This is a genomic window from Myxococcus sp. AS-1-15 (assembly GCF_020037055.1).
GTDB classification, from domain to species: domain Bacteria; phylum Myxococcota; class Myxococcia; order Myxococcales; family Myxococcaceae; genus Myxococcus; species Myxococcus fulvus.
Genome location: NZ_JAIQDF010000037.1, coordinates 1 through 9,969, shown reverse-complemented (window position 1 = coordinate 9,969; position 9,969 = coordinate 1). Strand labels below are relative to the sequence as shown.

Sequence of the window (9,969 nt, the reverse complement as noted above, 5' to 3'; positions counted from 1 at the left end):
GCCCAGGCGGGCGTCGTCGTCGTCCCGTGCGGAGCCGGGCAGTGCAAGACGGTGGACTCCCAGGGCACCGGGGCCTGCCGGTGCGGCAGCATCGACGCCAACGGCGTCTGCGCATCGGCGGACGGCACCAGCACCGCGCGGCCCAACACGCACTTCGTCTGCGCCACCAGCCTGGGCATCCTCATGGCGGAGAACTGCGGGGCGAGGACAGGCTCCAGCGCGGGCCTGTGCTCCACCTTCGTGACGTCCGCGGGGCACGTGACGTCCTGCTTCTGCGACACCTGCACCCTCGGCTCTGGCGGGGAGTGCCGTCCGCTGTGCAGCAACCCCAACGCGTGCCGCTACTACTCCGCGGGGAACTTCCACACCTGCGGCTTCTGACGCGCCTTTCACCCGGACCTGGCCGAGGTGCTGCCCCATGGGCTGTGCCGAGAGGCTGTGCGTCCCCGTCCTCACCTCTCACCTCAGCCGGAGTCCACCATGGAGCCCATTCGCACACGCACCACGCCTCTTGTCCCTCTCCTGCGAGAGCCCGCTGACGGGCTTTCGCGGGCGACGAAGTCCACTCCCCTCGCCACCCGCCTCGACAACTTCATCGAGGCATTCCCCGCGCGAGCGACCTCCACCAGCGCGCTCGTGCCCTCTGGCGCGGCGCAGTCGACGGCGGCCGCGCTCAAGCCCCGTGCGGCCGACACCGCGAAGGCGCCGACGGAGGGCGCGCCGAAGGATAAGGGGTTCTTCGCCCGAGTCGGCTCGGCCATCGGCAGCGCCATCAACCGCGCCGCCGACGCGGTGGGCGGGCTGGTGACGGGCGCGGTGGAGGCCACCGTCGGCACGCTGCGCAACACAGTGGAGTCCGTGGGCACCGTGTTCCGCGGCCTGGGCAACATCTTCACGGGGCGCTTCCGCGAGGGCTTCACCCAGCTCGGGTTGGGCCTCGTGAAGGGGCTCCAGACGCCGCTGGACGCCACCCTCATCCTCGGCGGGCGCGCCATCAGCGCGGCGCAGACGCTGCTCGGCCTCGAGCCGGTCCGCCGAAGCCTCACGGACGACGAAGTCTCCGCGCTCCGCACTGTGTACGGTGACTCCATCGACTACTCGCGCATCTCCATCAAGGAGGGCAGCGCGGGGCTCTTCTCCCTCTCCGGCCGCGCGTTCACCCACGGCGACACCATCTACATCCCGAAGAAGGACCTGCCGCTGCAGCTCGACCTGCTCGTACACGAGGTGGGGCACGTCTGGCAGCACCAGAACGGAGGCACCGACTACATGAGCGAGGCCCTCGTCGCGCAGTTCTTCGGCGACGGGTACAACGTCCTCAAGGCACTGCGGGAGGGCAAGGCATGGGAGGACATGAATCCGGAACAGCAGGCGGAGCTGCTCGAGCTGGGCTTCAAGTCGGGGCACATCGCGGACGCGTCCATCCCCTTCCTCCTGGAGGGAGAGGACTACACCGCGCAGCTCGACGCCGCGCTGCGCGAGGTCCGCGCGGGCCGGGGGGCTCCGTAGCCATGGCCATCCGACGCCTCCCCCTCCTCGCTGCGCTGCTCGTGGCCGCGCTCACCAGCGCCTGCGAGCCGCCTCTCCACGTGCAGCTCGCCTCCGCAGGGGAGTCCCTCCCCTCCCCCGCCTTCGTCATCCGCGAGCCCTCCCGCCCCGAGGGCCCACGGTACGACCTGGTTCGCGTCAGCCTCCTGGACGGGACGCCGGTGTGGGCGATCCGCGCTCGCGGCTCGCTGGGAGGACCAGGGCCTGCACGCCTCGTGTACGGGGTGGTGCCCGACGGCTTCGAGGAGGTGCAGCCCGTTCTGCCGCTAGAGGCGGGACGCAGCTACTCCATCGCCGTGTCGGGCGAGGGGCGTGGAGGGCTCCACGTCCGCGTCCAGGCGGACGGGAGCCTCACGACGGCTCAGTGAGGCCATTCTCCTGAGTGCGCGCAGCGCGCCTCCGTCCTCAACTACTCGCCAGCGCTGCGTGCAACTGCATCCATGTCTCAGGCACCGCCACCCAGCCGTCTGCCATATCAACGCGAAGAGCAAGTCCGGTCGCGACGTTGGCCATCTCGTTTGCGACCAAGCTCCTCATCAACGGGGCGAAGGCGTCATCCCATTCGAGTTCAATATTCGGGTCAGCCCACAGGTACACTCGCCCTGTTGCTTCCTCCTCCACTTTAGCAATGTGGAGGCGCCCCGTATGTCGATTCGGACTCGCCCGCGCAACAGCAGCAACGAGTTTTCGGAATAGAGCAAACTCGCCGTCCTCGATGTCACGCAATACGCGAACGACCGATGCGAAGAAACGGTCCTTCGGTCGACCAGCCCGCACATACTCTCGCGTCAATAAAGCAAGCGAGGGAATGACTTCATCGGAGACGAGGTCATCAAGCTGGCGAACAGCATCAATGATGACGTTCTTCGTTGGAAGCTCGGGATTCGCGAGCATCACCTCCAACTCTACTCGTGCAGTTTCGTTGGGGTAGCCAGACTCCATGAATTCCCGCGCGAAGTGCTCTGCGCGGCGCTGCCCCCTTTCACGGCGCCATTGAATCGCCGTTTCCACCATTCGAACTGCCGGAGGGCCGGCGGGCCCAGCAATTTGACCTGCCACCGTCGTAAGCGCCAATCGGGTGCCGTCACCCATGACTTGCTTCTTCTGCGCCACCGCTTCCTCCAATCGAGGACTAGTCGATGATCATACCAGAGGAACCTCTTAGACTGCGCCCCCCCCAGTACTTCAGGAGCGGGCCGCCAGCCCTACAGGCTGAAAGTCCACCGGGCGCCGATGCCGGCCATCCGCTCGCGCTCGTTGGCCTCCGCGAAGCCGAAGAGTCCGAGGTCCGGTCGGAGCCGGGCTCCCGCCTCGAGCCTCGCGTACCAGCCCGTCAGTGAGGAGGCGCCGGCCTGGGCCTCCACGTAGCCGGTGCGCACGGGCACCTCAGCGAGGACACGGTCGAGCCCCGCGGCTACTGCGCGCCGCGGGGCGTCTGAGGGACCGCCGCCACCACCGGGGCCAGGGCGGCGGCACTGCCGAGCGCGCCGAGCGAGGTCGCGTCGACGAACGTCGGCCCCGACACCTTGCTCGCCTTCATCCGGTCCAACGCGGCCTCGATGAGCCCGGAGAGGAACGTGCCCACGCTACCGGCGGAGAGCTTCAACACCTGCTGCAACTCGGCCAGCCCATTCGCGCCCAAGCTCTCCTTCAACTTCGCCAAGGCCGCCGCCTTGAGCTCGTCGAGCTCGGCCTTCGTGAGCACCCCGTCCGCCACCTTCGCTTCCAGCAGGGGCTTGAGGGTGACCTCTATGTCCCGGACGACCGCCTCCGAGAGCGACGTCGCGCGCGCGAAGATGGCCGCCAGCTTGGACTCGCCGGCCTGGGCGTTGAGCTTCTTCGTCAGCGCGAGGAGGGCGGCCGCGATGAGCCCGCCCAGCGCGGTGAAGACGACGGGCAGCGCCTGGACTGCGGCCGCTAGGATGATGGAGGACAGGGACGGCCCAGGCGCCGGATCGACGGGGGCGACCACGGCCGCGGGCCCGAACGCAGCGGCCGAGACGTCACTGGTGTCCGCGAGCGCGGCCGGGGCGAAGACGGCCACCGCGATGACGGCGACCAGGGAGAACAACTTCTTCATGTGGGACTCCTTGAGCTACGAGTGGGACTGCGAGGATGAGAGGGAGCGCCAGTCGCCGAGCCATGTGCAGCGGGCGCAGCAGAGGCGGAAGCGCGTGGCCGCCGAGAGGGAGCGCCCCGCAGGCACGTCCACGTCGGGGACGTATCGGTGGCCGAGAAGCCCGCAGGCGGCGCGCCAGGCCATGGCGCTCACGCGCGGAACGGCAGGCGACGCAGGCCCATGCGCCGCGCGCGGTAGTCGAGGCTGCCGAACACCTTCACGCACGCGTTGGACTTCGCGGCGTCGGCCAGCGTCCGGGTGGTGCTCCCGCCTCCGGAGGCACCCACCACGACGCCTCCGCCGACGTGCACCATGATGTGCTCCGCGTCGAGCGGCGCGCCCTGGCGGTGGTAAAGCACCAAGTCTCCGGGCAGCAGCTCCTCCACCTTCGACACGGCGAGGCACTGCGCCAGCAGCAGGTCGGTGTTGTGGGAGTACCGCCAGTCCGGGCCCCCCACCTCGCGAAGCGCCCAGGTGACGAGTCCGGAGCAGTCGAAGACGCGCTTGTTGGCGACGCGGTCCAGCTCGCCCTTGCCACTCCACCGGTAGGGCGCATGCATCTGCGAGAGGACGGCGACGAGGAAGGCGTTGCGCTGCGACATGGAGAGACTCCGTGGCGATGAGGGCGAGGACTACTTGGCGACCACCGCGCGCACAGCGGCATCCTTGGACTCGAGCAGCTTGCGCAGCGCCGCCGTCCTCTCCTGGTTGCGCGGCAGCGGCGGACCGAGCGTCACCGTCCCGCTCTCCGGCCCGTTGTCGCCGTTGACGAGGGCGTGCGCGAGGTCATGGAAGGGCTTGCTCACCGCAGCCAGGTGCGGCGGCAAGTGCGCGTACGCGAAGAACTGGAGGATGTGCTCCTGGGGATTCAGGTTCGGCATGAGTGTCTCCTGCTTCGGGAGCCCCGGGCGACAGTCGCGCGGGGGGGCTGCGGGGAAGTCACTGGCGGCGCCTGGGAGGAAGGGCCGGCTCCTCGTGGTGGAGGGCCGGCGCGGGCGGTGCCACCTGGACGAACCAGCGGCCGAGCTCGCGCAGCCCGGCCAGCCCCAGCACCGCGACGAGAGCGCCCACCACCCAGAGGGCCCCGGCGATGCGCGAGGAGCGGTGCTCGCCGCCCGTCACGCGCGCGGACAGGTCTGGGATGGACTTCACAAGCGCGTCCTGGGCGACGTGCCGCGCGTCCTGCGCGTCGAGCCGCTCCTCCAACTTGTCCATGCGCTCGTTGAGCCTCTCGACAAGCTTGGGCACCGCCTCGACGACGGACTTCTGCTCGGTGACGCGCCTGTCGACGCTGTCCACGCGCTCGTCCACCCGGCGCACGTGCTCTTCAATGCGCCGCACCTGCTCCGCGGTCGCCATGCGCTCGGCCAGGGCGCGCAGCTCCTCGCGCATGGACTCGATGAGGCGGTGCGTGTCGATGGCGTACTTCTCGGACGTACGCTTCGCTTCGTCGGCGCGCGCGGCAACGGCCTCCAGCTTCTCGCCGTGCCGGGCGAAGTCTTCTCGAAGGCTGGGCCGGGGGGAGGCGGCGGGGGACATGGCCGGCATCGTCTGGGCAGACGAGGACGCCTTCCGGCGCCGGCACGGCGCGTGCTCTCCCGCCAACCCAGCATGGACATGGCACAGAGGGAGGCGCTCTCACGGCGCTTGGTGGTGGCGGAGGTGGGGTACGCGGAGGCCGTCTCGCGGATGGACGGCAGTCTCGGAGCACAGACGCGGCTGGCCACAGCCCAGGCGCGTTACCGCGCCGCCGAGGAGTCCGCCATCGCAGCGCTCGGCGCCCGCCGCGCCCTCGCACTCGTGGAGAGACTTCTAGCCGACCGAGACGGCGGGCGAACTTGACCCGGCTGCAGGGAAAGCAACTGCCCTGCTATGAATGCTTGATGGACCCATTCCAGGAAAAAGTAGTCCTCCTCGTCATCGACAAGGGGCTTCTCGCCATCGCAGGCGGACTCGTTGCATTCATCGCCGCCCGTGCCCTGGAACGCTATCGACGTCAGCAATCCGTCGTGCTGGAACTTGGAAAGCTAAGAGCACAAGCGTTCACACGACTCCTGGGAGCAATCAGTGCCTATGCGCTTCATATCGACGAATTTCTAGCAGTAGCACACAAGATAGACATCAAACACCCAAGCGTCGAGAAGCACACGCAGGCGACCATGGCAGCAGCAAGCACTCTGCGAGAGATCGCATTGAAAGAGGGGGCGCTCATCGATCGGGAAACGGGTGAACTTATTAATGAGTTCTTGACTGCTGCCCACCCGCCCAGCGTCGAGCGAATCAATGCGGGGCCCTTCTCGGAGAGCGAGCTCAAAGAACGGCAGGCGCGAATCAGGGCCTTGCGTGAGCGACTCCGTCGATACCTGCCCCCTCTCCCCATTCCTGACTGAACAGGCCCTCGGTCCATGGTGACGCCCCTGCACGTCACAACATTCCGCCGAGGGCCGCGTCCCTCCCGATGGAGAGGAGGTAGTCGCGGAACACCTCCCACGTGTTTCCCGGGACGAGTCCTCGCGCGAAGGCGTTGGCCTGCCACTCGCGCAGCAGCCCGTCCGCGCGAAGCAATGGCCACGGCCGGCCCGCCGCGGTGCGCGCCTCCAGCATGAGGCGCTCAAGCTCTCCCGCCGCTTCCAAGAAGGTGGCCGTCGGGTGGGCTGCCAGCCAGTCGTAGGCCGCGGACTTCGCGGGGTAGCGCTCCCCCTGGGCCGCCAGTTCGAGCGCGGAGTACTTGCCCCAGTCGTCGGTGAGTCCCCCGCCCCCAGCTTGCAACACCTGCAGCTCGCCCTCCAACCCCGCGCGCTCCGCCTGGAGGGCCTGGCCGACGGCGGCGAAGTGGCGCGAGGCCGAGGCCGCCGCGTCCTGCTGTCCGCGCACGCGCGCGAGGTGGCACGTCACGTCGCGCCGGCGGGCCTCGATGGCGTTGCGCTGGTACACCTCTTCGGGGGTGAGGGGCGGCATGGGCAGTCTCCGGGGCGCTACTCGCGGGGCTTGGCGTTGTGCGACAGCAGGCCCTGCACGTTGTACGTGCGGGCGCCGTGGACGGTGAGGCGGACGACGTCGCCCTCCCCATCCTCTGCGACGGCCAGGACGCGGCCGGGCCGAGAGCCGAGGATGAAGTCCCCGGGACGGAGGGCGTTGAGCGCCGTCCACCCGGCGCCCTCCACGAAGAGGGGGTGGAGGCTGGAGGCGACGAGGGCGCGGCCGTCCTCCAGCAGCAGCCGGTGCCGACGCGCGCGCGCCCGCTGCACCGCTGCCACCTGGTAGGCGTCCAGCTTCAGCGACGCCTCGTGCTGGGTGAGGACGCGCATGCCGGGCTGCACCAGTTCCGCCGGCAGCTCGCCCCCGTCGTCCATGAGGATGGGCTCCCACGGCGCGGGGCAGTAGCCGCCGCCGTCGCTGCCACCGCCGCCGCCGCCGCCGTCCGGGGTGCCCGCGCCGATGGGGGAGGCGTACTGGCTCCCGAGGGCCGTGTTGCGGACGGAGACGGGGGTGAACCACTTCGCGGCGCTGGGCCCGTACGCGTTGACGACGGACACCAGCAGGTACCAGACGGACGTCGACGTCGAGGAGAGGGCCGTGACGGAGCCGGCGAACATGTACTGGAGGGACGCCCGCGCCTGGTTGTTGGCCGAGGACTCGGTGGCGTCCTTGTACACCCTGTCGGTGAGCGCGACGTGCAGCACCTGCTGGCGGTAGGCACTCCCGGCTGTCGGCCGCAACCACAGCTCCACCCGCGCGTACCGCAGGCCGTCCAGGTTGTCGTCCAGCGCCTGGGGCTGGAGGAAGAGCTGCCAGGTGGCCCAGGACAGCGTGGACGTGGTGATGTTGTCCGCGCACTCCACCCGCAGCCTGTCGATGTTGGGCGCGCCTCCGCGCACCGCCCCCTGGTTGTTGCCCCGGTAGAAGCAGCGGTTGCCGGGCCCCGGGCCGTCCAGTGTGACGAGCCCCTTGTAGAAGAGCGCCTCCAGAGGGTAGCGGCCCACCTGGAGATTCTGGCTGGCCACCTTCAGCGCCACGCCGACGTTGTCCAGCTTCGCCCCCGCGACGGGGATGCCGCTGCCGTCCTCCGCGTAGTTGGACGTCTGCAACGTGTTGGCGGACAGCAAGTCGAACGTCACCGAGCGCCGCAGGCTGAGGGCGTCCAGGTACACGGCCTTGCCCACGTCCGCGGGGGCCACGTTGAGCTCCCAGACGAGGAGGACGCCCGTGCACCCAGCCGGGCACGCCCCCTTCACCTTGAAGCGCTGGTAGCTGGTGGAGACTCCGTTGAGGGGAGTGGACGTGTTGGCGCCCGCGTAGTTGCCCGAAGCGTCCGTCCAGAAGAGGTAGAGCCCACCGCCGTAATTGCTGGTGAGCGGCGCGGACACCTTCACCCAGGCCTCGGCGGAGAACTCGTCCCCAGCTGAGCACGGGATTCGCTTCGTCCACACCGCAGTGCGGTACCCGGGGGCGTTGAGGGGCACGCGCCGGCACCAGCGCCCCTCGCGTGCGTTGGCCACGTCCTCCACGAGGAAGTCACCCTCGGGCGACAGGCCCAGCGCCGCGGTGCCCGCCTCCGAGTAGCCGTTGGGCACCAGGTTGTCCGAGGGCGGCAGCAGCAGGTGCTGCGTGGCGATGGCGGCCGGCGCCACCTTCGGCGCCGTCACCGCCTCGGGGGCCAGCAGCTTGCTGACGACACTGCCGTCCGGCACGTTGGACAGCGTCTCCGTCGCCACGGTGACGGTGTCCGGGTCGGCAACGACGGCGCCCCCCAGCACGCGCCAGCTCCCCTCCGCGCCGCTGGTGTAGCGCGTCTGCACCGCGGCCTGCACCGACACGGACGTCTTCGGCCGCAGAGACACCACTACCCGGCGCTCCGTGGGCCCCACCCGCACGGGCTCCACCAAGTACGAGTCCGTGTCGTTGGGGTTGTCCCCCGTGTAGACGACGACGGTGTAGCCCGCCAGCAGGTGCAGCGGCCGCTCCTCGGCGTGCGACCACTCGATGGTGAAGTTCTTCGCCTTGACGATGCGCGGGCGCGGCTGCCCCGTCACGCCCTCGTCATACACCCCTCCCAGGAGTTCTCTCTCTCTCGAGCGCATGGCGTCCTTTCAGGGGGGTGGCTCGTCCGACACCGTCATGGTGATGGAGGACGGCACCGTGGGCGTGGACACGACGGAGACGCTGGCCGCGTGGGTGGAGTAGTTGCCGGAGGTGTCCACCGCCTTGAGGCGCACGACGGAGACGCCAACGAAGGGCAGCGCCCACTCGAAGGAGGTGGCGCGCACCTTGGCGATGAGGGAGGCCGTCTCCCAACTGCCACCGCCGTGGCGCAGCTCGTACATGTCCCTGTCCAAGTCAGGGATTTCCACCCAGCGAAGCGTGGCCGTGTTGCCGTTGAGGGCGTACGTGAAGCCCTCCACGTCCGAGGGCGGGGCCGCCTTGCCCAGCACCGTGTACGCCGCCTCCGCGAAGGCCGTGACGAAGCCGCCGCCCAGCACGGTGGCCACCTGGACTCGGTAGGGCCCCGGGGGGATGTCCTGGAGTTCCCAGTAGTGCGTCTCGACGCGTGCCTCGGGGCTCCAGTTGCCCTCGGACAGCCGCCAGCGCACCACGTAGGCCGTGGCCCCCGGGTGCTGCGTCCACCGCGCGTTGAGGGACACCTTCAGGCCGCCGTTGGTCGTCTTGTGGAGGCCCTCGCCCAGGGCCAGCCCCTGGGGCGGTGACGAGGAGGGCAACGCGGAGGTGGGAAGGGGCTGGAGCTGCACGCCCTGCTCCACGGCCGCGTACTTCCCGGGGTGGTGCGCCAGCGCCGTCACCTCGTACACGTGAGGCTCCACCTCGGCGACGGACAGCACGCGCCACGGGGTGGGCACCAAGTCGTTGGCCGCCAGCACCCAGACGGCCTGGGGTACGGGCGCCGCGGAGAAAGGCGTCGCCAGCGTCAGCGCGCGGTACGGCGCTGGGGCCAACTGCGCCACCGGGCGCTCCTCCACCTTGCCGTCCGGCAGCACCACCGAGAGGGAGTACGTGTGCCCCGCCTCGAGGTGGACGTCCGAGTCCAGTTCCACACGCGAGTCCGAGGCCTCCACCACGCGGCCGCCCCAGCGCCGGCCCGCGCGCGTCGGGTCCGCCACCTTCACCACCGCGCCGGGGTTGCGCAGCGCGCCCTCCAGGCCCGTCCTGAAGACCACCGTCTCCGTCTCCAGCCTCTCGGTGTGCAGCAGCCAGCGGCCCACGCGCTGGGCCTGGCCGCGCGAGGTGCAGCCCAGGGCCACCACGTCCGTGGGGTTGTAGCCGTAGTCGCGCAGCCCGTCCTCGTC

The 9,969-nt window shown here is 69.8% G+C and carries 13 protein-coding genes; 4 read left to right on the top strand and 9 right to left on the bottom strand.

Annotated elements, in window-relative coordinates; all coding sequences use genetic code 11:
• The 3 genes from K8625_RS43095 to K8625_RS43085 all read left to right on the top strand — a co-directional run.
• The coding region (locus K8625_RS43095; RefSeq protein ID WP_223786034.1) for a hypothetical protein at positions 1–381 on the top strand (381 nt) is incomplete at its 5' end.
• Positions 382–480: 99 nt separating this feature from the next.
• Positions 481–1,509, top strand: a complete 1,029-nt coding sequence (locus K8625_RS43090) for a hypothetical protein (RefSeq protein ID WP_223786033.1) — start codon at positions 481–483, stop codon at positions 1,507–1,509.
• A gap of 2 nt (positions 1,510–1,511) precedes the next feature.
• A complete protein-coding gene (locus K8625_RS43085) occupies positions 1,512–1,916 on the top strand; it encodes a hypothetical protein (protein ID WP_223786032.1) in 405 nt (134 codons plus the stop codon).
• Between the two features lie 37 nt (positions 1,917–1,953).
• On the opposite strand, the gene K8625_RS43080 is transcribed toward K8625_RS43085, so the two are convergent.
• The 6 genes from K8625_RS43080 to K8625_RS43055 form a co-directional block, all read right to left on the bottom strand.
• On the bottom strand, positions 1,954–2,661 hold the full coding sequence (locus K8625_RS43080) for a hypothetical protein (RefSeq protein WP_223786031.1): 708 nt from the start codon (positions 2,659–2,661) through the stop codon (positions 1,954–1,956).
• A 92-nt stretch (positions 2,662–2,753) separates the two neighbouring features.
• On the bottom strand, positions 2,754–2,927 hold the full coding sequence (locus tag K8625_RS43075; RefSeq protein WP_223786030.1) for a hypothetical protein: 174 nt from the start codon (positions 2,925–2,927) through the stop codon (positions 2,754–2,756).
• 35 nt (positions 2,928–2,962) lie between these two features.
• On the bottom strand, positions 2,963–3,628 hold the full coding sequence (locus tag K8625_RS43070; protein ID WP_223786029.1) for a hypothetical protein: 666 nt from the start codon (positions 3,626–3,628) through the stop codon (positions 2,963–2,965).
• A gap of 188 nt (positions 3,629–3,816) precedes the next feature.
• Positions 3,817–4,269 (bottom strand): NlpC/P60 family protein, encoded by a 453-nt coding sequence (locus tag K8625_RS43065; protein ID WP_223786028.1) that lies wholly within the window; start codon positions 4,267–4,269, stop codon positions 3,817–3,819.
• A gap of 30 nt (positions 4,270–4,299) precedes the next feature.
• The gene (locus tag K8625_RS43060) at positions 4,300–4,548 is read right to left on the bottom strand and encodes a hypothetical protein (RefSeq protein WP_223786027.1); all 249 of its coding nucleotides are present in this window, start codon (positions 4,546–4,548) and stop codon (positions 4,300–4,302) included.
• A 58-nt stretch (positions 4,549–4,606) separates the two neighbouring features.
• Positions 4,607–5,206 (bottom strand): hypothetical protein, encoded by a 600-nt coding sequence (locus tag K8625_RS43055; protein ID WP_223786026.1) that lies wholly within the window; start codon positions 5,204–5,206, stop codon positions 4,607–4,609.
• A gap of 344 nt (positions 5,207–5,550) precedes the next feature.
• Between K8625_RS43055 and K8625_RS43050 the strand changes: the two genes are divergently transcribed.
• Positions 5,551–6,057, top strand: coding sequence for a hypothetical protein (locus tag K8625_RS43050; RefSeq protein WP_223786025.1), 507 nt, complete (start codon positions 5,551–5,553; stop codon positions 6,055–6,057).
• Positions 6,058–6,091: 34 nt separating this feature from the next.
• Here K8625_RS43050 and K8625_RS43045 read toward each other — a convergent pair whose 3' ends face one another.
• The 3 genes from K8625_RS43045 to K8625_RS43035 form a co-directional block, all read right to left on the bottom strand.
• Positions 6,092–6,625: a hypothetical protein gene (locus K8625_RS43045; RefSeq protein ID WP_223786024.1), complete on the bottom strand. Its 534-nt coding sequence runs from the start codon at positions 6,623–6,625 to the stop codon at positions 6,092–6,094.
• Positions 6,626–6,642: 17 nt separating this feature from the next.
• The gene (locus K8625_RS43040) at positions 6,643–8,748 is read right to left on the bottom strand and encodes a Hint domain-containing protein (protein ID WP_223786023.1); all 2,106 of its coding nucleotides are present in this window, start codon (positions 8,746–8,748) and stop codon (positions 6,643–6,645) included.
• 9 nt (positions 8,749–8,757) lie between these two features.
• Positions 8,758–9,969 (bottom strand): phage tail protein (locus K8625_RS43035; RefSeq protein ID WP_223786022.1); only part of this gene is annotated, 1,212 nt, incomplete at its 5' end.

What these genes read in the sequence shown, in the direction of transcription:
- K8625_RS43040 (WP_223786023.1), bottom strand. Translation starts at nt 8,748, where the DNA reads ATGCGCTCGAGAGAGAGAGAACTCCTGGGAGGGGTGTATGACGAGGGC.
- K8625_RS43070 (WP_223786029.1), bottom strand. Translation starts at nt 3,628, where the DNA reads ATGAAGAAGTTGTTCTCCCTGGTCGCCGTCATCGCGGTGGCCGTCTTC.
- K8625_RS43085 (WP_223786032.1), top strand. Translation starts at nt 1,512, where the DNA reads ATGGCCATCCGACGCCTCCCCCTCCTCGCTGCGCTGCTCGTGGCCGCG.
- K8625_RS43065 (WP_223786028.1), bottom strand. Translation starts at nt 4,269, where the DNA reads ATGTCGCAGCGCAACGCCTTCCTCGTCGCCGTCCTCTCGCAGATGCAT.
- K8625_RS43055 (WP_223786026.1), bottom strand. Translation starts at nt 5,206, where the DNA reads ATGTCCCCCGCCGCCTCCCCCCGGCCCAGCCTTCGAGAAGACTTCGCC.
- K8625_RS43090 (WP_223786033.1), top strand. Translation starts at nt 481, where the DNA reads ATGGAGCCCATTCGCACACGCACCACGCCTCTTGTCCCTCTCCTGCGA.
- K8625_RS43045 (WP_223786024.1), bottom strand. Translation starts at nt 6,625, where the DNA reads ATGCCGCCCCTCACCCCCGAAGAGGTGTACCAGCGCAACGCCATCGAG.
- K8625_RS43050 (WP_223786025.1), top strand. Translation starts at nt 5,551, where the DNA reads ATGGACCCATTCCAGGAAAAAGTAGTCCTCCTCGTCATCGACAAGGGG.
- K8625_RS43060 (WP_223786027.1), bottom strand. Translation starts at nt 4,548, where the DNA reads ATGCCGAACCTGAATCCCCAGGAGCACATCCTCCAGTTCTTCGCGTAC.